The organism is Variovorax sp. GW823-FHT02B07 (assembly GCF_058797695.1).
Map to the genome: position 1 here is coordinate 92,246 of NZ_JBXAJX010000006.1, position 21,277 is coordinate 113,522.

Genomic DNA, 21,277 nt, shown 5'->3' on the forward strand with positions numbered 1-21,277 from the left:
GCGCCGGCCGCCGCACGCATGAAGCCGACCGTCATCAGCGCCGATGCCATGTTCGAGGAGTTCCGCGGGTCGCTCCGCTGGGAATGGCTCGCGGGCCTGGGCGCCTCGGAGCGTCAGTTCGATCCTGACGTCATCAGCCGCGCACAGTCGGCCGCCGACCTGGTCGGCTACCTGAACTACATCCACCCGTACCGCGTGCAGATCCTCGGTGCGCGCGAGGTGGCCTACCTCACGCGCGGCAGCAAGGAAGACTGCGTGCGCCGCATCGGGCGCATCGTCACGCTGGAGCCGCCGATGCTGGTGCTGGCCGACGGTCAGGCCGCGCCCGACGAGCTGCTGTCGATCTGCGAGCGCGCCCAGTTGCCGCTGTTTGCCACGCGCGAGTCGTCGGCCTTCGTGATCGACCTGCTGCGCGCCTACCTGTCCAAGCACTTCGCCGAGCGCACCTCGATGCACGGCGTGTTCATGGACATCCTGGGCATGGGCGTGATGATCACGGGCGAGTCGGGCCTCGGTAAAAGCGAGCTCGGCCTGGAGCTGATCTCGCGCGGCAACGGCCTGGTGGCCGACGACGCGGTCGACCTGTACCGCATCAACCAGAACACCATCGAGGGCCGCTGCCCCGACCTGCTGCTGAACCTGCTGGAGGTGCGCGGCATCGGCCTCCTGGACATCCGCGCGATCTTCGGCGAGACGGCCGTGCGTCGGAAGATGCGCCTGAAGCTCATCGTGCACCTCGTGCGCCGCGACAGCTTCGAGCGCGACTACGAGCGCATGCCCTCGGCGCCGCTCACGCAGGACGTGCTGGGCATCCCGGTGCGCAAGGTCATCATCCAGGTGGTGGCGGGGCGCAACATCGCCGTGCTGGTGGAAGCCGCGGTGCGCAATTCGATCCTGCAGCTGCGCGGCATCGACACCTATGCCGACTTCGTGGCCCGCCACCACAAGGCGATGGAAAGCGGGCGCGATCCGGACTGAGCAAAGAAAAAAGCCCTTCAAAGTGAAGGGCCGCTTTCTGCTTCAGCAGGTCTTCAGCGTCAGCGCTTCTTGACGCAGTCGCCGCACAGGCCGTACAGCGACATGGCGTGGTCCTGCAGGACCCAGCCCTTGTCCTTGGCGATCATCTGCTGGCGCCGTTCGATCTCGGCGTCGTAGAACTCCTCGACCTTGCCGCACGAGGTGCAGACCAGGTGGTCGTGGTGCGTGCCTTCGTTCAGTTCGTAGACTGCCTTGCCGCTTTCGAAGTGGCTGCGTTCCAGGATGCCGGCCTGCTCGAACTGCGTGAGCACGCGGTACACCGTGGCCAGGCCGATGTCGGAGTGTTCGTTGAGCAGCACGCGGAAGACGTCTTCCGCGGTCATGTGCCGCTGGCTGCCGGTCTGGAAGATCTCGAGGATCTTCAGTCGCGGCAAGGTGGCCTTGAGGCCGGTGTTCTTGAGTTCGTCGATGTTGGCCATGATGGTTCCTGCGCCCTGGGCTGAGGCCGGGCCTTCAGGCTCGGCCGCTACAATGTTCGATCATATCGCTACCCCCTCTTCTCCCATGCCTGCCATCCTCCAACGCCGGCCCTGGTTGCTGGTTGCTGCCATTGCGGCGACGCTCGCCCTCGGTGCCTGCAGCGGTTTCAGCGAACGCACGCGTGGCGCGCTGTCTGCCGTCACCCCCTACAAAGTCGAAGTGGTGCAGGGCAATTTCGTGTCGAAGGAACAGGTCGCGGCACTCAAGCCCGGCATGTCGCGCCAGCAGGTGCGCGAGATCCTCGGCACCTCGCTGCTGAACGACGTCTTCCACGCCAACCGCTGGGACTACGTCTTCACGATCCGCCGCCAGGGCGTCGATCCGCAGGAGCGCCGCCTGACCGTGTTCTTCAACGGCGAACTCATGGACCGCTTCGAGGGCGACGAAATGCCCAGCGAAGAAGAATTCGTCGCCACGCTCGACACCCGCCGCAAGAGCGGCAAGGTGCCGCAGCTCGAGGCCACCGAAGAAGAGCTCAAGAAATTCGCGCCCAAGGCCGACAAGAAAGCCGATACCACCGGCACCCCGGCAGCCCCCATGCCCGCGCTGCCGGCCGCCTACCCCCCGCTCGAAGCCGCGCGCTGAGCGTGCGCGGCAGGGCTCCGGCGGCGGCCACCCCTCCTGCGGGCGGTGCCCGCCGGACCGGTGGGGCGGCTTTCGTCGGTGTCCATGGCTCCCGTAGGGACTTTTCAACGACCGAATCCCCGTGACTGAACCGACCACCACCCCCACCTCCGCTTCTTCTTCCTCCGCTCCCGCGCTGCGCCGGGTGGCGATCGCCGGCGCCTCGGGCCGCATGGGCCACATGCTCATCGAGGCCGTGCGCAACGCGCCCGACTGCCGCCTGGCCGGCGCGCTCGACATCGCCGGCAGCGCCGCCCTCGGCGCCGATGCCGCGGCCTTCCTGGGCTTCACCAGCGGCGTGCCCATCGTGGCCGACCTGCGCACCGGCCTGCAGGACGCGCAGGTGATGATCGACTTCACCCGCCCCGAAGGCACGATGGCGCACCTGGCCGTGTGCCGCGAGCTGGGCGTGCAGGCCGTGATCGGCACCACCGGCTTCAGCGACGCGCAGAAGGCCGAGATCGCCGAGATCGCGAAAGACATCGCCATCATGATGGCGCCCAACATGAGCGTGGGTGTCAACGTCACGCTCAAGCTGCTCGACATGGCCGCCCGCGCGATGGCCACCGGCTACGACATCGAGATCGTCGAGGCCCACCACCGCTTCAAGGTCGACGCGCCCTCGGGCACCGCGCTCAAGATGGGCGAGGTGATCGCCGACGCGCTGGGCCGCGACCTCAAGGACTGCGCCGTGTACGGCCGCGAAGGCATCACGGGCGAGCGCGACCCGTCGACCATCGGCTTCGCCACCATCCGCGGCGGCGACATCGTGGGCGACCACACCGTGCTGTTCGCGGGCATCGGCGAGCGCATCGAAATCTCCCACAAGTCGTCCAGCCGCGTGACCTACGCGCAGGGCGCGCTGCGTGCGGTGCGCTTCCTGAGCGGCCAGCGCAGCGGCCTGTTCGACATGTTCGACGTGCTGGGTCTGCGCTAAGCACGCGGACCACAACCAAGGACGCGAATGAGCGTGCTCGAACTGCTGACCCACGGTGACGGCGTCAGCCGTTCGGTGGCCGCGCTGCTGCTCGCGATGTCGATCGCCAGCTGGGTCGTGATCCTCTGGAAAGCCTGGCTGCTGCGCGGCGGCACGCGCGACGTGCTGCGCAGCATCGCGGCGTTCTGGCAGTCGGCCACCCTGGTCGAGGCCGAACAGAAGCTGCAGGCCTTCGACCGCGCCGAACTCGTGCGCCCCGCCGTGGCCGCATTGCGCCAGGCCGCCACCGAAGCCCCCGGCGGCACGCTGGGCGCCACGGTCGATCGCAACCAGCGCCTCACGCGCGTGCTGCGCGGTGCGCTGCACGGCGCGCTGCGGCGCCTGCAGGCCGGACAGATCCTGCTGGCCACCGTGGGTGCCACCGCGCCCTTCGTCGGCCTGCTCGGCACCGTCTGGGGCATCTACGGCGCGCTGGCGGGCATCGCGGGCCAGACCGGCGGCTTCACCATCGACAAGGTGGCTGGCCCGGTCGGCGAGGCGCTCGTCATGACGGCCTTCGGTCTCGCCGTCGCCATTCCGGCCGTGCTGGCCTACAACGTGTTCGGCCGCGTCGTGGGCCGCGTCGAGGCCGAGCTCGAAGGCTTCGCGCACGACCTGCTCGGCAGCTTCGGCGAAGCGCCGGCACCCGCCGCACCGCCGCCCGCGCGGCCGATGCCCGTCTAAGGCGCAGCGCACACCATGGCCTTCGGACGCACTTCGCTTGGCAGCAGCGCCGCAGGTGGCGGGCGGGCCATGGGCGCGGGCGGGCAGCGGCCGCTGTCGGACATCAACGTCACGCCGCTGGTCGACGTGATGCTGGTGCTGCTGGTGATCTTCATCATCACTGCGCCGCTGATGGCCAGCTCGATCAAGCTCGACCTGCCGCAGACCGACGCGGGCCAGCCCAACGACACGCCCAAGTTCGTGAGCCTGTCGGTCGATGCGTCGGGCAAGGTCTTCCTGAACGACAAGCCGGTGACCGATGAGGAACTGACCGCCCAACTCGAAAAGGCCGCCGCCGACAGCAAGGACACCGAAGTGCAGTTGCGCGCCGACCAGACCGTGCCCTACGGCAAGGTGGTGGCGCTCATGGGCATCGCGAACAAGGCCGGGTTGAGTCGGATCGGGTTCGTGACCGAGGCCGAGGCGGCCCCCGCCAAACCGCGCTGAGCTTGCGGGCCCGGCCCGCTCGCCTCAGCCGAGCATCACTGGCTTCGTATGCCAGATCTCATGCGCGTACTCCGCGATCGTCCGGTCCGACGAAAACGCGCCCATTCCCGCCACGTTGAGGATCGCCATGCGCGTCCACGCCTCCGCGTCGCGGTACAGCGCATCGACCTCGGCCTGCTTCGCGACATAGCTCGCGTAGTCGGCCAGCAGCAGGTAGTGGTCGCCCCAGTTCACGAGCGCGTCGTAGATGCCCTGGTAGCGCGCCGGCTCGCCCGGCGAGAACGCACCGTCTCGAATGGCATCGAGCACGCGCTTGAGTTCGGCGTTCTCCTCGTAGATCTCGCGCGGCTGGTAGCCGCGGGCGCGGATGTCGGCCACCTCGGGCGTGGTGTGGCCGAAGATGAAGATGTTCTCGGGGCCGACGTTCTCGCGCATCTCGACATTGGCGCCGTCGAGCGTGCCGATGGTGAGCGCGCCGTTGAGCGCGAACTTCATGTTGCCGGTGCCTGAAGCTTCCGTGCCCGCGGTGGATATCTGCTCCGACAGGTCGGCCGCGGGCATGATGATCTCGGCCAGGCTCACGCTGTAGTTCGGCAGGAACACCACCTTCAGCAGCTTGCCCACGCGCGCGTCGGCGTTCACGGTGGCCGCCACGTCGTTGATGAGGCGGATCACCTGCTTGGCCATCGCATAGGCCGAGGCCGCCTTGCCCGCGAACACGACCACGCGCGGCACGATGTCGACCGGCGTGCCGCTGGCCTGCGCATCGAGGATGCGGTGATAGCGCGCGATCACGTGCAGCACGTTGAGCAGCTGCCGTTTGTACTCGTGGATGCGCTTGACCTGCACGTCGAACATCGCGTCGGTGTCCAGGTCGAGCTTCAGGTGTTCGCCGACCCAGTTGGCCAGCCGCAGCTTGTTCTCGCGCTTCGCATGGCGAAAGGCGCGCACGAAAGCGGGCTGCGCGACCATCGGCCGCAGGGCTTCGAGCTGCGACAGGTCGCGCCGCCAGCCCTTGCCGATGCGCTGGTCGAGCAGCGCGGCCAGCGGTGGGTTGGCCTGGGCGAGCCAGCGGCGCGGCGTGACGCCGTTGGTCTTGTTGTTGAAACGCTCGGGAAAGATCTTCGCGAAGTCGGCAAAGATCGACTGCTTCATCAGCTCCGAGTGCAGCCCCGACACGCCGTTCACCGAATGGCTCGCGAGCACCGCCACGTAGGCCATGCGCACGCGCCGCTCGCCGGTCTCGTCGATCAGCGAGAGGCGGCGCACCAGCTCGACGTCCTGGCCGTGCGTCTGCGTCACGGCGGCCAGGAACTTCGCGTTGATGTCGTACAGGATCTGCAGGTGGCGCGGCAGGATGCGCCCGAGCATCTCGACCGGCCAGGTTTCCAGGGCCTCGTGCATCAGCGTGTGGTTGGTGTAGCTGAACACCTTCTGCGTGTGGCCCCAGGCCACGTCCCATGCGAGGCCGTGCTCGTCGAGCAGCAGGCGCATGAGCTCGGGCACGGCCAGCACCGGGTGCGTGTCGTTCAGGTGGATGCTGACTTTTTCCGACAGCTGATCGAAGCTCGTGTGGTTGCGCAGGTAGCGGCGCAGCAGGTCTTGCACGCTGGCGCTGCAGAAGAAGTACTCCTGGTGCAGCCGCAGCTCGCGGCCCGAGGGTGTGGAGTCGTCGGGGTAGAGCACGCGCGAGACGTTCTCGGAGTGGTTCTTGCTCTCCACCGCCGCCATGTAGTTGCCGCGGTTGAAGGCCGACAGATCGATCTCCTCGGTGGCGCGCGCCGACCACAGCCGCAAGGTGTTGGTGGCCTGCGTGCCGTAGCCGGGAATGATGGTGTCGTAGGCCACGGCCAGCACGTCGTGCGTGTCGACCCAGTCGGCCGCGCCGTAGGGCGCGTTCCTGCCTTCGCGCTTTTGCACATGGCCGCCGAAGCGCACGCGGTAGTTCACCTCGGGCCGCTGGAACTCCCACGGGTTGCCGCGCGTGAGCCAGTAGTCGGGCGTTTCGACCTGCTGGCCGTCGACGATGCGCTGGCGGAACATGCCGTACTCGTAGCGGATGCCGTAGCCCATGCCGGGCACGCCGAGCGTGGCCATCGAATCGAGAAAGCAGGCCGCGAGCCGCCCCAGGCCGCCGTTGCCGAGCGCCGCATCGGGCTCGCGCTCGGCCAGCGCCGCCATGTCGACGCCGAAGTCGGCCAGCGCCTCGCGCACGGTGCCGTACAGGTCGACGGCGAGCAGCGCGTTGGTGAAGGTGCGCCCGATGAGGAACTCCATCGAGAGGTAGTACACGCGCTTGAGGTCCTGCGCGTAGTTGGCGCGCGTGGTCGTCATCCAGCGCTCGACAAGCTGGTCGCGCACGGCCAGCGCTGTGGCGTGCAGCCAGTCATCCTGGCTGGCGGCCACGGGGTCCTTGCCGACGGCGTAGATCAGCTTGTTGGCCACCGCACGCTTGAAGGCGGCAACGTCGCGGTCGGGGTGGTCGTAGGCGAAGTCCTTGATCGTCATGGGGGCGTTCCCGGAGTGGGTGGTGGGGTGTGGGGCAGGGGCTTCAGGCCAGCGCCCGTTGGTACACATCGATGTACTGCGCGGCCGCCGTGCCCCAGTCGGCCGGGCGCCGCATGGCGTTGCCGCGCACGCGGCGCCAGTCGGCGGCGCGCTCGTACAGCGCGAAGGCGCGGCGCAGGGCGCGGTCGTAGTCGGCGTCCTCGAAGCGGTCGAACACGAAGCCGGTGGCGGCGCCGCTGGCCATGTCTTCCAGCGTGCAGTCGACGACGGTGTCGGCCAGCCCGCCGACGCGGCGCACCAGCGGCAGGCTGCCGTACTTCAGGCCGTACATCTGCGTGAGGCCGCAGGGCTCGAACAGCGAGGGCACGAGCGTCACGTCGCCCGCGCCGAAGAGCTGGTGCGCCAGCGTCTCGTCGTAGCCGATGGTGACGCTCACCGAGGTGGGCGCCGCCGCCGCGCGCTGGCGGAAAGCCTCTTCGAGCCAGCCTTCGCCGCTGCCCAGCAGCGCGAGCTGGCCGCCCTGGGCCAAGAGCGTGTCGAGGCCGCCGAGCACGAGGTGCAGGCCCTTCTGTTCGGTGAGCCGGCTCACCACGATGAACAGCGGCGCGTCGGGACGCTCGGCCAGCCCCAGCTGGCGCTGCAGCACCGACTTGCAGCGCGCCTTGCCGGCCATGTGGCGGCCCTCGGGCGTCTGGTAGCCCTGCACCAGCGCGGCGTCGGTGGACGGGTTCCAGACCTGGTCGTCGACCGCGTTGAGGATGCCGCTGAGCACGTTGCTGCGCTGGCGCAGCAGGCCGTCGAGGCCGCAGCCCTGCTCGGGCGTCTGGATCTCCAGTGCGTAGGTCGGGCTCACGGTGGTGAGCTGGTCGGCGAAGTAGAGGCCGCCCTTCATGAAGGAGATCTGGCCGTGGTACTCCAGCCCGTTCATGTGGAAGGCCGGTGCCGGCAGGCCGAGTTCGGCGAAGTGCCAGGGTGCGAACACGCCCTGGTAGGCCAGGTTGTGCACCGTGAACACGCTGCCCGTGCGCGGGCCGCCCGCGCGCCGTGCGAAGGCCAGGTAGGCGGGCGCGAGCGCCGCGTGCCAGTCGTGTGCGTGCACGATGTCGGGCCGCCAGCCGGGGTCGAGCCCCTGCGCGAGCTGCGCCGCCGCCCAGCCCAGCAGCGCGAAGCGCCGATGGTTGTCGCCGTAGGGCTGGCGCGTGGTGTCTTCGTACGGATTGCCGGGCCGGTCGTAGAGCGCGGGCGCGTCGATCACGTAGGTGGGAATCGGCGGCGCGCCGGCGATGGCGACGTGCCCGGCGCGCAGGCCGAAGCGCTCGCCCCAGGGCGCGGCGAACTCGGCCACCGGCACCAGGTCGCGCACGCCGGCCACGATGGCGGGAAAGCCCGGCAGCAGCGCGCGCGCCTCCTGCCCCGCGGCCATGAGCGCCAGGGGCAGGGCGCCGGCGATGTCCGCCAGGCCGCCGGTCTTCAGGAGGGGAAACAGCTCGGCGCTGACCTGGAGGATGCGCATGGTGGTGCGGTCGATCAGGCGGCGGCCGCGGGCGCGGGGTCCGGCGCGAGCCGCTTGAGCATTTCGCGCGTGACCAGCACCACGCCCGTTTCCGTGCGCTCGAAGCGCGCTGCATCGGCTTCGGCGTCTTCGCCGATGACCGTGTCGTCGGGGATCACGCAGGCGCGGTCGATCACCACGCGGTTGAGCCGGCAGCCGCGGCCCACTTCCACGTCGGGCAGCAGCACGGCCTCGTTGATCTCGCAGAAGGAGTGGATGCGCACGCCCGAGAACAGCACCGAGCTGCTCACCTTCGAGCCCGAGACGATGCAGCCGCCCGAGACGATGGTGTTGACCGTCATGCCGTGGCGGCCCTCGCGGTCGAGCACGAACTTGGCCGGCGGCAGCTGCCGCTGGTAGGTCCAGATGGGCCAGTCCGTGTCATAGATGTCGAGCTCCGGGGTGATCGAGGCCAGGTCGAGGTTGGCAGCCCAGAATGCATCAATCGTGCCCACGTCGCGCCAGTAGGCCTTGGCGTCGGGCCCGCGCGAGGCGCGCGTGACGCAGGACATGCTGAACGGATGCGCCAGCGCGCGGCCCTCGGCCACGGCGCGCGGGATGATGTCCTTGCCGAAGTCGTGGCTCGAGTCGGGGTTGGCGTTGTCTTCCTCGAGCAGCCGGTACAGGTAGGCCGAGTCGAAGATGTAGATGCCCATGCTGGCCAGCGCCAGGTCGGGGTGGCCGGGCATGGCGGGCGGGTCGGCGGGCTTCTCGAGGAAGCTGGTGATCTGGCGGCCGTCGTCCACCGCCATCACGCCGAAGGCCGTGGCCTCGTGGCGCGGCACCTCGATGCAGCCGACCGTGCAGCCCAGGCCGCGCTCGGCGTGGTCCTTGAGCATGATGGAGTAGTCCATCTTGTAGATGTGGTCGCCGGCCAGCACCACCACGTAGTCGTGCGGCGTGGAGCGGGTCTGGATGATGTCCAGGTTCTGGAACACCGCGTCGGCCGTGCCGCGGTACCAGTGCTCGTCGCCCATGCGCTGCTGCGCGGGCAGCACGTCGACCATCTCGTTGAGCTCGGCGCGCAGGAAGCTCCAGCCGCGCTGCAGGTGGCGCATGAGCGAGTGCGACTTGTACTGCGTGACCACCGCCATGCGCCGGATGCCGGAGTTCAGGCAGTTGGACAGCGCGAAGTCGATGATGCGGAACTTGCCGCCGAAGTACACGGCCGGCTTGGCGCGCCGGTCGGTGAGCTGCTTGAGGCGGGAGCCCCGGCCGCCGGCCAGCACCAGCGCGATGGTGCGGCGGACCAGTTGATGGGCCTGCAGGGGGGGCTGCGGGGCTTGTGCGCCCTGGGTGTTGAGCTTGTCCATCTGTGTCTCCGTTCGTTCGTTCGCTTGTTGAATTCGTCGTCGTCGTCAGAGTGTCCGCACCGAGTCTGGCACTGCGCCGTGGGCTTGGCTCCTACGTTCTTGCAAGCCAGAGGCTCGAAACCGGCACCTCCACCGCGCGGTCCAGCAGGCCGGGCGCGGCGCGCAGGGCGTCGGGGTCTTCGGCATCGGTGGCCAGGCAGCAGCGCCAGTCGCCCTGCGGCAGCGTGAAGGCGACGGGGCTCGGCCCCGCATTCACCAGCACCAGCCAGGCGTCCTCGGCATGCCCGAACAGGATCGCAAGGGCCGTGCCCGCGTGCCAGTCGGTCGGCGCCATCGGCTGGCCGTCGGGGCGCAGCCAGCGCAGGCCCGGCGGTGTGCCGTCGGCCGTCGGTTCGGACGGCCACCAGCGCGCGCTGCGCAGCGCCGGCGCCTCGCGCCGCAGCGCGGTGAGCCGCGCGACGAAGGCTGTCAGGCGCGCGCGTTCGCTGGCCGGGTCGGACAGCCCGATCCAGCCGAGCCAGGTGGTCTCGTTGTCCTGGCAGTAGGCGTTGTTGTTGCCGCCCTGGCTGTGGCCGAGTTCGTCGCCGGCCAGCAGCATCGGCGTGCCCTGGGACAGCAGCAGCGTGGCGAGCAGCGTGCGTTGCAGGCGCGCACGCATCGTGCGCACGGCGGGGTCGTCGCTCGGGCCTTCGACGCCGCAGTTGGTGCTCAGGTTGTGCGCATGGCCGTCGCGGTTGTCTTCGCCGTTGGCGAGGTTGTGGCGCTGTTCGTAGCTCACGAGGTCGCGCAGCGTGAAGCCGTCGTGCGCGGTGATGAAGTTGACGCTCGCGGTGGGGGCGCGGCCATCGTGCGCGAAGCTCGCGCTGGACGCGGTGAAGCGGTGCGCGAAGTCGCCCAGGCCGGCGGCGCCCTCGCGCCCCTGGCGCAGCCAGAAGCCGCGTTGCGTGTCGCGGAAGCGGTCGTTCCATTCGAGCCAGCCGGGCGGGAACTCGCCGAGCCGGTAGCCGCCGGGGCCGAGGTCCCAGGGCTCGGCGATGCGCAGCGTGCGCGACAGCACAGGGTCTTGCGCGATGGCTGCGAAGAAGGGCGCGCGCGCATCGAAGCCGCGCTGCGCGTCGCGGCCCAGCACCGGCGCGAGGTCGAAGCGAAAGCCGTCGACGCCCATCTCGCAGGCCCAGAAGCGCAGGCTGTCCATCACCAGCTGCAGCACGCGTGGCTCGCCGAGGTTCAGGCAGTTGCCCGTGCCGGCCCAGTTCTCGTACAGGGCGCGGTCGTCGGGGCGCAGGTGGTAGTACAGGGCGTTGTCGATGCCGCGCAGCGAGAGCGTGGGGCCGAGTTCGTCGCTTTCGGCGCTGTGGTTGTAGACCACGTCGATCACCAGCTCCATGCCGCGCGCGTGCACCGCATCGGCCATGGCGCGGAACTCGCTGGCGGGCGTGGTGCCGGGGCGGCCGCTCCAGAAGCGCGCCTCGGGGGCGAACCAGCCGATGGTGTTGTAGCCCCAGTGGTTGGTCAGGCCCTTGGCGAGCAGGCGCTGTTCGTCGGCGCGGTGCTGCACGGGCATGAGGCTGAGGGTGGTGATGCCCAGGCGTTGCAGGTGGTCGAGGAGGGCGGGTTCTGCGAGGCCTGCGTAGGTGCCTCTTAGTGGTTCGGGAACGCCCGGGTGCTGGTGAGTGAGGCTGCGGATGTGCAGTTCGTACAGGACGCGGTCTGTGGGGGGGGTGTGGGCCTGGCCGGCTGTTTTGGGTGCGTTGCTGGGGGCTGTGACGCGGGCTTTGAGTGCTATCGGAGCGTTGTCTCGGGTGTCGCGTTGGGTTGGGTTTGTGGGGGCGTGGCCCAGGAAGAGATCGCTGCTGTTGTAGTGGCCGAGGATTTCTCGGGCGTAAGGGTCGAGGAGGAGCTTGGCGGGGTTGAAGCGTTTCCCCTCATGGGGTGCCCACGGGCCGTGGACTCGGTAGCCGTAGATCAGGCCGGCTCTTGCGTTGGGAAGCAGGCCGTGCCAGATGCCGTCTGTGCACTCTGGGAGCGGTAGGCGCTGTTGTTCGCTCTTGCCTGTGCTGTCGAAGAGGCAGAGTTCTACTTTGGTTGCTGAGGGCGCTGCGATGGCGAAGTTGATGCCTTGCTGGGACGGGGTTGCGCCTAAGGGGAGGGGGTTGCCTGGGCTCAGCATGTTGCTTGCCTTGCTGCGGGTTTGTTTTCCGAGGCCGGGACTCGCCCCGGCGGGCGACTCACTTTCTTTTGCTTCGCCAAAAGAAAGTAAGCAAAGAAAAGGCGACCCCACTGTCTGCGACCCTCCGCTTCGCTGCGGGCAACCTGCGGTGCTCGCGTTTCGCGGGGTCTCGCAGAACTCGCTTCGCTCAAACAGCTGCGAGCCCTGATCCGCGAAACGCTGCGCTCCTCGGCGCAGCCAGAGGGGAGGGGAGCTTCGGGCCGTCGCTTCGCTCGGCCCGGGAGTTTCCAACAGCCAAATCCCGTGCTCGTGTTGGTGCTCGTGCACGTAGGCACGTCTGCACTCGCGCGCGCGCCTCCGCTCAAGTTCCAACCAACGTCGCGACCAGTCCCAGCCGCAGCAGGCGCGAAGCGCCTGCTGCGGCCCACTGGCCGAGCGAAGCGATGGCCCGCTGGTATCCCAATCCCTTCTGTATGCGCCGAGGAGCGCAGCGTTTCGCGGATCAGGGCTCGCCCTTGTTTGAGCGAAGCGAGTTTGGGCGAGACCCCGCGAAACGCGAGCACCGCAGGTTGCCCGTAGCGAAGCGGAGGGACGCAGACAGCAGGGTCGCCTTTCTTTTGCCTACGTTTCTTTGGCGAAGCAAAGAAAAGTAGGTCGGCCGCCGGGCCGAGACCCGGCCTCGGAACACAAGCCAGCACGGAGCGGTTCAAGCCAGCACCCACATCAAAGTACCAAGCGGCGGCACGCTGACAACAATCGAATCCGCTTTCCCATGCCAAGGCACAGAAGCACTCTCGACCACGCCGTTCCCAACCCCGCTCCCCCCATACACAGCCCCATCGGTATTGATGATTTCCCGATAGGCACCAGCACAAGGCACCCCCAGCCGATAGCCATGCCGAGGCACAGGCGTGAAGTTGCAAACCACCACAACCACCCCCCCATCCCGAGCCCGCCGAACAAACGCAAACACCGACTGCGCCACATCGTCATGCACCAGCCACTCGAACCCAGCCCCCTCGTGGTCCAGCTCATGCAAAGCAGGAAAGTGCCGATACACATTGTTCAGATCGCGCACCAACCGCCGCACCCCTTGATGCCCCGCATGCTCGAGCAAGTGCCAGTCCAGCCCGCGATCCGCATTCCACTCCGCGTACTGCGCAAACTCCCCCCCCATGAACAGCAGCTTCTTCCCCGGATAAGCCCAGAGGTACCCATACAGGTTGCGCAACCCCGCGAACTTCTGCCATTCATCGCCGGGCATGCGCCCGATCATCGACCCCTTGCCGTGCACCACTTCGTCATGCGACAGCGGCAACACGAAGTTCTCGCTGTGCGCGTACATCAGCCCGAAGGTGATCTGCTGGTGATGATGCTTGCGGTAGACCGGATCGGTCCCGGCATACGCCAGCGTGTCGTTCATCCACCCCATGTTCCACTTGTAGTGAAAGCCCAGACCGCCATCTTCAGGCGGTCGCGTCACCCCAGGAAAGCTCGTCGACTCTTCAGCGATCGTCACAGCCCCCGGACGCTCCACACCCACCACGCGGTTCATGCGGCGCAGGAAATCGATGGCCTCCAGGTTCTCGCGCCCGCCCTGCGCATTCGGCACCCACTCGCCGGCCTTGCGGCTGTAGTCGCGGTACAGCATCGAGGCCACCGCATCCACGCGCAGGCCGTCCACGCCGTAGCGTTCCAGCCAGTACAGCGCGTTGCCGACGAGGTAGTTGCGCACCTCCGTGCGGGCGTAGTTGAAGATCAGCGTCTGCCAGTCGTTGTGGAAACCCTCGCGCGGGTCGGCGTACTCGTACAGCGCGGTGCCATCGAAGTTGCCCAGGCCGTGCGCGTCGGTCGGAAAGTGCGCGGGCACCCAGTCGAGGATCACGCCCAGCCCCGCGGCGTGTGCGGCTTCGACGAAATGGCGGAAGTCGCCGGGCGTGCCGAAGCGCGAGGTCGGCGCATACAGGCCGATGGGCTGGTAGCCCCACGAGCCGTCGAAGGGGTGCTCGGTGATGGGCAGCAGCTCGATGTGCGTGAAACCCATGTCGCGCACATAGGGCACGAGCGTGTCGGCCAGCTCGCGGTAGTCCAGCCATTCCTGGCCGTGGTGCTTGCGGCGCCACGAGCCCAGGTGCACTTCGTAGACGCTGATCGGCGCCCCATGTGCGTTGGCCTCGGCGCGCCCGGCGGGCATCGGCACCGGGGCGGGCAGCGGCGCCACGACACAGGCGGTGCCGGGGCGCAGCTGCGATGAGAACGCGAAGGGGTCGGCCTTGCGCAGCACCTCGCCGCGCGCTGACAGAATCTCGAACTCGTAGCTGTCGCCGGTCGCCACGTGCGGCGCGAAGATCTCCCACACGCCGCACTCGCGGCGCAGCCGCATCATGTGGCGCCGGCCGTCCCAGTTGTTGAAGTCGCCGACCACCGACACGCGCCGCGCATTCGGCGCCCACACGGCAAAGGCCACGCCCTTCACGCCGTCGATCTCGCGCAGGTGCGCGCCCAGCCGCTCCCACGGCCGCAGGTGCGTGCCCTCGGCCAGCAGCCAGACGTCGGTCTCGCCGAGCACGAACGGAAAGCGGTAGGGGTCTTCGAGCCGCGAGGCGTGCCCGGTCTCCCAGTCGACCTGGAACGAGTAGCCCATGCGCGCCTCGGCCGCGGGCACGAGGCCGCTGAACAGGTCGGAGCCTTCGTGCCGCGCAAGGATCGACAGCGGCCAGCCGGTGCGCGAATGCACCACGGCCACCTGCCGCGCGCCGGGCATCAGCGCGCGCACCTCGAGGCCGTCGGCGGTCTCGTGGGGGCCGAGCACGGCGAACGGATCGCCGTGCTCGGCGCGCATCAGCGCCTGGATGTCGGCCGGGAGGAGGAAAGGAGAGGGGGGCATGGGGTTCAGCGTCCTCCTGCTTCGGCAGTCGTGCCGAAGAACACGCCATAAGGCGCCAACGTCAGCAGGGGCTTTGGATCGGCGGTGAGGTTCGCGGTCGGCGCGAGCGGGTGGCCGGCCAGCGGCACCAGCGGTTCGGGCAGCGGAATCGACACCGGTTCGCTCCCCGTATTGAAGATCGTATGCAGCACCGCGTCCCCGTCGCTGCGCACGATGTGCAGCAGCGGCGCGGGCGCATCGACGAACGCCAGCGCGCCCGTGCGCAGCAGCGGCTGGGTGCGCCGCCAGTGCAGCAGCGCGCGGCTGAAGGCGAGCATCGAGCCGGGGTCAGCCTCCTGCTGCGCGACGGCCAGCGGCAGGTGGGCGCCGTCCACCGGCAGCCAGGGCGTGCCGGTGCTGAAGCCGGCGTTGGGCGCGTCGGCGGTCCAGGGCATCGGCGTGCGGCAGCCGTCGCGGCCCTTGAACTCGGGCCAGAAGGCGCGGCCGTAGGGGTCTTGCAGCAGTTCGAAGGGCACGTCGGCCTCGGGCAGGCCGAGCTCTTCGCCCTGGTAGAGGCTGGCGCTGCCGCGCAGCGCGAGCAGCAGCGCGAGCCAGAGCCGATCGCGGCGGGTGTCGGGCGCGGCGCCGTCGCTCCAGCGCGTGGCGACGCGCGGCACGTCGTGGTTCGACACCGCCCAGCAGCCCCAGCCGTTCGTCACGGCCAGCGCGGCGTCGAGCGACTCGACCTGGTGGCGCAGGTGCTTCGGGCTGTGGTCGGCCGTGAGCAGGCTGAAGCTGTAGGCCAGGTGCAGGCGCTTGCCGAGTTCGGTGTACTGCGCCATGACCGGCGGCGCGTTCTCGTCGCCGACCTCGCCCAGCGCGACCGCGCCGTAGCCGTCGAGCAGCCGGCGCAGGCGCTCGAGGAACACGAGGTTCTCGGGCTGGCTCTTGTCGTACAGGTGGACTTGCATCGCATACGGGTTGTCGGCGCGCACGGTGCTGACCTCGCCCATCGATTCGACCGTGGCCGGCGGGTTGTCGCGCAGCAGCGCGTCGTGGAACTGGTGGTTGCAGGCGTCGAAGCGGAAGCCGTCCACGCCGCGTTCGCACCAGAAGCGCACCTCGCCGAGCAGCGCGTCCTGCACGGCGGCGCAATGGAAGTTGAGATCGGGTTGCTCGGCCAGGAAGCTGTGCAGGTAGTACTGCCGCCGGCGCGAGTCCCACTGCCAGGCCGAGCCGCCGAAGACCGAGAGCCAGTTGGTGGGCGGCGTGCCGTCGGGTTGGGGGTCGGCCCAGACGTACCAGTCGGCCTTCGGGTTGTCGCGGGAGCTGCGGCTTTCGGCGAACCAGGCGTGCTGGTCGGAGGTGTGCGAGAGCACCTGGTCGATGATGAGCTTCAGGCCCAGCGCATGCATGCGTGCGCGCATCGCGTCGAAGTCGTCCAGCGTGCCGAACAGCGGATCGACGGCGCGGTAGTCGGCCACGTCGTAGCCGAAGTCTTTCATGGGGGAGCGGAAGAAGGGCGAGACCCAGACCGCGTCGACGCCCAGGCGGGCGACGTGGTCGAGCTTCGACGTGATGCCGGGCAGGTCGCCGACGCCGTCGCCGTTGCTGTCCATGAAGCTGCGCGGGTAGATCTGGTAGATCACCGCGCCCCGCCACCATTCGCCGTTGCTGCCGCTCATGCCTGCCCCTGTGGTCGAAATTCATTGTGGCATGCGAAATCCGGGCCAGCGGTACGCTGTGGCAGGCGGGCGCCGCGCGGAAGTGGGTAAATTCAGCAGGGCGGGGCGCTGCCGCCCCGACACCCGACCGATGACCACCGACGACACCGCCTTCTCCCCCTCCGCCCCACCCATCGGCCTTGCCGCGCTCGAGCGCCGGCTCGCTCAGGACCTCGACTACCTCGGCTGGCCCGCCCGCGCCTGGGTGCCGCCGCGCCAGATCGATGGCGAACCCGTGCTCGACGTGGCCATCATCGGCGGCGGCCAGGCCGGGCTGGCCGCGGCGGGCGCGCTGGCGCAACAAGGCATCCGCGCGGTGGTCTTCGACCGCGCGCCGGCCGGCCGCGAAGGCCCCTGGGCCACCACGGCGCGCATGGAAACCCTGCGCTCGCCCAAGGAGCTCACGGGCCCGGCGCTGGGGTTGCCCTCGCTGACCTTCCGCGCCTGGTTCGAGGCCCAGTTCGGCACCGAGGCCTGGGCCGCGATGGACAAGATCCCGCGCCTGCAGTGGATGGACTACCTGGTCTGGTACCGCCGCGTGATGGGCGTGGATGTGCGCAACGACACCGCTGTTACTGGCCTGCAACCGTTGCCCGACGCCAGCGTCGTGCGCCTGGACCTGTGCACCCCCGAGGGCGAGCGCCGCGTGCTGGCGCGCCGCGTCGTGCTGGCCACCGGCCGCGACGGCCTCGGCGGCCCGGCCGTGCCGGCGTTCGTGGACGGCCTGCCGCGTGCCAAGTGGGCGCATTCCTCCGACGAGATGGACTACGCGCGCCTGAAAGGCCTGCGCGTGGGCGTGGTCGGCGCGGGCTCCTCGGCCATGGACAGCGCCGCCACCGCGCTCGAAGCGGGCGCGCACAGCGTCGAGCTGCTGATCCGCCGGCCCGACCTGCCGCGCGTCAACAAGGGCAAGGGCGCCGGCGTGCCGGGGCTCACGCAGGGGCACTACGACCTGCCCGACGAACTGAAGTGGCGCATCCGCCACTACATCAACGTGCTGAACGTGCCGCCGCCGCACGGCAGCACGCTGCGGGTGTCGCGGCACGCCAACGCCTTCTTCAACTTCGGCTGCCCCATCCTCGCCGTGGCGCCGCAGGGCGAGGCGCTGCGTGTCACCACGCCCAAGGGCGACTTCGAATTCGACTTTTTGATCGTGTCGACCGGTTTCCAGGTCGACTGGGCCGCTCGCCCCGAATTCGCGGGCATTGCCGCGCACATTCGGACCTGGAAAGACCGTTTCACGCCCGCGCCCGGCGACGAAGACCGCGAACTGACCGATTCGCCCGACCTCGGGCCGGCCTTCGAATTCCAGGAAAACGCGCCCGGCGCCTGTCCGGGCCTCGCGCGCATCCACTGCTTCTGCTACCCGGCGGCGCTGTCGCACGGCACGGTGTCGGGCGACATTCCGGCCATCAGCGACGGCGCGCGGCGCCTGGCGGCGGGGCTCGCCAGCCTGTTCTACCGGGAAGACGCGGCCCACCACTGGGCGAATCTGGAGGCCTACAGCGAGCCGGAACTGTTCGGCGACGAGTGGACGCCCGCCCCGCCGCCGCAGGAAAGGGCCTGATTCCGGCATGGGGCCCGGGGGACGATCACGCACGGCGCGATAATCCGCCTTCCCGGCCGCCGTCGAGCCGGGCCCTGCCGAGATGTCATGAACCCCAGCTACAAACCCAGCGACGTCGAGTCCGCTGCCCAGGCGCAATGGCGCGCCGCCGATGTCTACCGTGTCACCGAGGACGCGAGCCGCAAGAAGTACTACGCCTGCTCGATGCTGCCGTACCCGAGCGGCAAGCTGCACATGGGCCACGTGCGCAACTACACGATCAACGACATGCTCACGCGCTACCTGCGCATGAGCGGCTACAACGTGCTGATGCCCATGGGCTGGGACGCCTTCGGCCTGCCGGCCGAGAACGCGGCGCTCAAGAACGGCGTGCCGCCGGCCAAGTGGACCTACGAGAACATCGCCTACATGAAGGGCCAGCTCCAGGCCATGGGCCTGGCGATCGACTGGAGCCGCGAGATCGCCACCTGCGATCCGAGCTACTACAAGTGGAACCAGTGGCTGTTCCTGAAGATGCTCGAAAAGGGCATCGCCTACCGCAAGACCCAGGTCGTGAACTGGGACCCGGTCGACCAGACCGTGCTGGCCAACGAGCAGGTGATCGACGGCAAGGGCTGGCGCACCGGCGCCACCGTCGAGCGTCGCGAGATCCCCGGCTACTACCTGAAGATCAGCGACTACGCCGAAGAACTGCTCGAGCACACCCAGCACAAGCTGCCGGGCTGGCCCGAGCGCGTCAAGCTGATGCAGGAAAACTGGATCGGCAAGAGCGAAGGCCTGCGCTTCGCGTTCACGCATGACATCCGGGACGCGAGCGGCAAGCTGATCCAGGACGGTCGCATGTACGTGTTCACCACGCGTGCCGACACCATCATGGGCGTCACTTTCTGCGCCGTCGCGCCCGAGCATCCGCTGGCCGCGCACGCCGCCACGCTCGATCCGAAGGTCGCGGCCTTCATCGAAGAGTGCAAGGGCGGCGGCACGACCGAAGCCGAGCTGGCCACGCAGGAGAAGAAGGGCGTGCCCACGGGCCTGACCGTGAAGCACCCGATCACCGAGGAGCAGGTGCCGGTGTGGGTGGGCAACTACGTGCTCATCGGCTACGGCGACGGCGCCGTGATGGGCGTGCCCGCGCACGACGAGCGCGACTTCGCCTTCGCCAACAAGTACGGCATCGAGATCATCCAGGTGGTGCTGGTCGACGACGAGCCGCACTTCGACTATCACAAGTGGCAGGACTGGTACGGCGACAAGCAGCGCGGCGTGACCATCAACTCCGACAACTTCAGCGGCATGACCTACAAGGAGGCCGTGGCCGCCGTGGCGCATGCGCTGGGCCAGAAGGACCTGGGCGAGCTGCAGACCACCTGGCGCCTGCGCGACTGGGGCGTGAGCCGCCAGCGCTACTGGGGCACGCCGATCCCGATCATCCATTGCGAAGAACACGGCGCGGTGCCGGTCCCCGAAAAGGACCTGCCCGTGGTGCTGCCCACCGACTGCGTGCCCGACGGCTCGGGCAACCCGCTGGCCAAGCACGAGGGCTTCCATGCCGGCGTGACCTGCCCGGTGTGCGGCAAGGCCGCGCGGCGCGAGACCGACACGATGGACACCTTCGTGGATTCGTCGTGGTACTTCATGCGCTACTGCGACCCGACCAACGACAAGGCCATGGTCGCCGAGGGCGCCGACTACTGGATGCCGATGGACCAGTACATCGGCGGCATCGAGCACGCGATCCTGCACTTGCTGTATGCGCGCTTCTGGACCAAGGTCATGCGCGACCTGGGCCTGGTGAAGGCCGACGAGCCCTTCGCCAAGCTGCTCACGCAGGGCATGGTGCTCAACCACATCTTCTACAACCGTGGCGAGAAGGGCGGCAAGAACTACTTCCCGCCCGCGGACGTCACGCCGGTGCTCGACGCACAAGGCCGCATCACCGGCGGCACGCTGGCCGATGGCACGAAGCTGGAATACGGCGGCGTGGGCAAGATGGGCAAGACCGAACGCAACGGCGTCGACCCGCAGGACCTGATCGAGAAGTACGGCGCCGACACCGCGCGCCTGTACACCATGTTCACCGCGCCGCCCGAAGCCACGCTCGAGTGGAACGACGCGGCCGTCGAAGGCAGCTACCGCTTCCTGCGCCGCGTGTGGAACTACGGCGTGGCCCAGGCCGACGTGGCGCCGGTGGCGCTCGCCGGCCAGAGCTTCGGCAAGCCCGCCCAGGCGCTGCGCCGCGAGGTGCACACCGTGCTGCGCCAGATCGACTACGACTACCAGCGCATGCAATACAACACGGTGGTGTCGGGCGCGATGAAGCTGCTCAACGCGCTCGAGGGCTTCAAGCCCGACGGCAGCGCGGGCGACGCGGCCGCCGCGCGCGAGGGCTTCGGCATCCTGCTGCGCTGCCTCTACCCGGCCACGCCGCACATCGCGCACCAGCTGTGGCAGCAGCTCGGCTACGACAAGGCATCGGGCGACCTGCTCGACGCCCCTTGGCCCGTGGTCGACGTGGCCGCGCTGGCGCAGGACGAGGTCGAGCTCATGCTGCAGGTCAACGGCAAGCTGCGCGGCAAGCTGCTGGTGCCCGCCGGCGCCTCGAAGGACGAGATCGAGCGGCTGGCGCTCGCCTGCGACGACTTCGTCAACTTCGCCGAAGGCGCGCCGGCCAAGCGCGTGATCGTGGTGCCCGGGCGCCTGGTCAACGTGGTCATCTGAACCCGACACTGCAGAACGACGGAAACGACAGACGCATGAACATTCGCAATGCCTCGCAGCCGCGCCGCGGCTTTCTCCTGGGCCTCGGCGTGGCAGGCGCTTCGCTGGCCCTGTCCGGCTGCGGCTTCGCGCTGCGCAAGGCGCCGAACTTCGCGTTCAAGACGCTGTCGCTCGAAGGCAATACGGCGCTCATCAACCAGTTGCGGCGCGAGCTGCGCGCGGCCGGCAACGTGACGCTGGTGCCCAAGGAAGAGGCCAGCACCGCCGACGCGGTGCTCGTGGTGCTGGGCGAGGACCGCGACCGCTTCGTGATCTCGACCAACTCCGCCGGCCTGCTGCGCGAATTGCAGCTGCGCCTGCGCGTGCGCTTCAGCCTGCGCACGCCGGGCGGCAAGGAATTGCTGCCCGCGTCGGAGGTTTCGCAGACGCGCGACCTGAGCTTCAACGAAACCAACGCGCTGGCCAAGGAAGGCGAGGCCGACCTGCTGTTCCGCGACATGCAGGCCGACATCGCGCAGCAGCTGATGCGCCGGCTGGCGGCGGTGCAGTCCCTGTAAGCGTCGCTTCCGTT

At 68.9% G+C, this 21,277-nt stretch carries 15 protein-coding genes; 8 read left to right on the forward strand and 7 right to left on the reverse strand.

What is annotated here, in order from left to right; all coding sequences use genetic code 11:
• The first annotated feature begins 18 nt into the window (after positions 1 to 18).
• Entirely contained in the window at positions 19 to 978 is a 960-nt protein-coding gene (gene hprK / locus AC1RGU_RS25520; protein ID WP_062481041.1) for an HPr(Ser) kinase/phosphatase, read from the forward strand.
• 59 nt (positions 979 to 1,037) lie between these two features.
• On the opposite strand, the gene fur is transcribed toward hprK, so the two are convergent.
• On the reverse strand, positions 1,038 to 1,457 hold the full coding sequence (gene fur, locus AC1RGU_RS25525) for a ferric iron uptake transcriptional regulator (RefSeq protein ID WP_062481042.1): 420 nt from the start codon (positions 1,455 to 1,457) through the stop codon (positions 1,038 to 1,040).
• Positions 1,458 to 1,542: 85 nt separating this feature from the next.
• Here fur and AC1RGU_RS25530 point away from each other — a divergent pair, with 85 nt between their 5' ends.
• From AC1RGU_RS25530 to AC1RGU_RS25545, 4 genes are all read left to right on the forward strand, one after another.
• Complete coding sequence (locus tag AC1RGU_RS25530; RefSeq protein ID WP_062481043.1) at positions 1,543 to 2,103, forward strand: outer membrane protein assembly factor BamE; 561 nt, start codon at positions 1,543 to 1,545, stop codon at positions 2,101 to 2,103.
• 175 nt (positions 2,104 to 2,278) lie between these two features.
• Positions 2,279 to 3,079: a 4-hydroxy-tetrahydrodipicolinate reductase gene (gene dapB / locus AC1RGU_RS25535; RefSeq protein WP_095747406.1), complete on the forward strand. Its 801-nt coding sequence runs from the start codon at positions 2,279 to 2,281 to the stop codon at positions 3,077 to 3,079.
• Between the two features lie 27 nt (positions 3,080 to 3,106).
• On the forward strand, positions 3,107 to 3,802 hold the full coding sequence (locus AC1RGU_RS25540; protein WP_095743304.1) for a MotA/TolQ/ExbB proton channel family protein: 696 nt from the start codon (positions 3,107 to 3,109) through the stop codon (positions 3,800 to 3,802).
• Between the two features lie 15 nt (positions 3,803 to 3,817).
• Positions 3,818 to 4,288 (forward strand): ExbD/TolR family protein, encoded by a 471-nt coding sequence (locus AC1RGU_RS25545; protein ID WP_099794719.1) that lies wholly within the window; start codon positions 3,818 to 3,820, stop codon positions 4,286 to 4,288.
• A gap of 24 nt (positions 4,289 to 4,312) precedes the next feature.
• Here AC1RGU_RS25545 and AC1RGU_RS25550 read toward each other — a convergent pair whose 3' ends face one another.
• The 6 genes from AC1RGU_RS25550 to AC1RGU_RS25575 all read right to left on the reverse strand — a co-directional run bounded on the left by AC1RGU_RS25550 (position 4,313) and on the right by AC1RGU_RS25575 (position 16,382).
• The gene (locus AC1RGU_RS25550) at positions 4,313 to 6,796 is read right to left on the reverse strand and encodes a glycogen/starch/alpha-glucan phosphorylase (RefSeq protein WP_492698956.1); all 2,484 of its coding nucleotides are present in this window, start codon (positions 6,794 to 6,796) and stop codon (positions 4,313 to 4,315) included.
• 43 nt (positions 6,797 to 6,839) lie between these two features.
• The gene (gene glgA / locus AC1RGU_RS25555; protein ID WP_492698958.1) at positions 6,840 to 8,309 is read right to left on the reverse strand and encodes a glycogen synthase GlgA; all 1,470 of its coding nucleotides are present in this window, start codon (positions 8,307 to 8,309) and stop codon (positions 6,840 to 6,842) included.
• A gap of 14 nt (positions 8,310 to 8,323) precedes the next feature.
• On the reverse strand, positions 8,324 to 9,661 hold the full coding sequence (glgC, locus tag AC1RGU_RS25560) for a glucose-1-phosphate adenylyltransferase (protein WP_492698960.1): 1,338 nt from the start codon (positions 9,659 to 9,661) through the stop codon (positions 8,324 to 8,326).
• A gap of 91 nt (positions 9,662 to 9,752) precedes the next feature.
• Positions 9,753 to 11,831 carry a glycogen debranching protein GlgX gene (gene glgX / locus AC1RGU_RS25565; protein ID WP_492698962.1) on the reverse strand — a complete coding sequence of 693 codons (2,079 nt, stop codon included), beginning with the start codon at positions 11,829 to 11,831 and terminating at the stop codon, positions 9,753 to 9,755.
• 706 nt (positions 11,832 to 12,537) lie between these two features.
• Complete coding sequence (glgB, locus tag AC1RGU_RS25570; RefSeq protein ID WP_492698964.1) at positions 12,538 to 14,718, reverse strand: 1,4-alpha-glucan branching protein GlgB; 2,181 nt, start codon at positions 14,716 to 14,718, stop codon at positions 12,538 to 12,540.
• Positions 14,719 to 14,723: 5 nt separating this feature from the next.
• On the reverse strand, positions 14,724 to 16,382 hold the full coding sequence (locus AC1RGU_RS25575) for an alpha-amylase family glycosyl hydrolase (RefSeq protein WP_492698966.1): 1,659 nt from the start codon (positions 16,380 to 16,382) through the stop codon (positions 14,724 to 14,726).
• A 130-nt stretch (positions 16,383 to 16,512) separates the two neighbouring features.
• Between AC1RGU_RS25575 and AC1RGU_RS25580 the strand changes: the two genes are divergently transcribed.
• From AC1RGU_RS25580 to AC1RGU_RS25590, 3 genes are all read left to right on the forward strand, one after another.
• A complete protein-coding gene (locus AC1RGU_RS25580; protein ID WP_492698968.1) occupies positions 16,513 to 17,988 on the forward strand; it encodes an FAD-dependent oxidoreductase in 1,476 nt (491 codons plus the stop codon).
• Positions 17,989 to 18,075: 87 nt separating this feature from the next.
• Positions 18,076 to 20,706, forward strand: coding sequence for a leucine--tRNA ligase (leuS, locus tag AC1RGU_RS25585; protein ID WP_492698970.1), 2,631 nt, complete (start codon positions 18,076 to 18,078; stop codon positions 20,704 to 20,706).
• A 35-nt stretch (positions 20,707 to 20,741) separates the two neighbouring features.
• Entirely contained in the window at positions 20,742 to 21,263 is a 522-nt protein-coding gene (locus AC1RGU_RS25590; protein ID WP_062477729.1) for an LPS-assembly lipoprotein LptE, read from the forward strand.
• Positions 21,264 to 21,277: the final 14 nt, after the last annotated feature.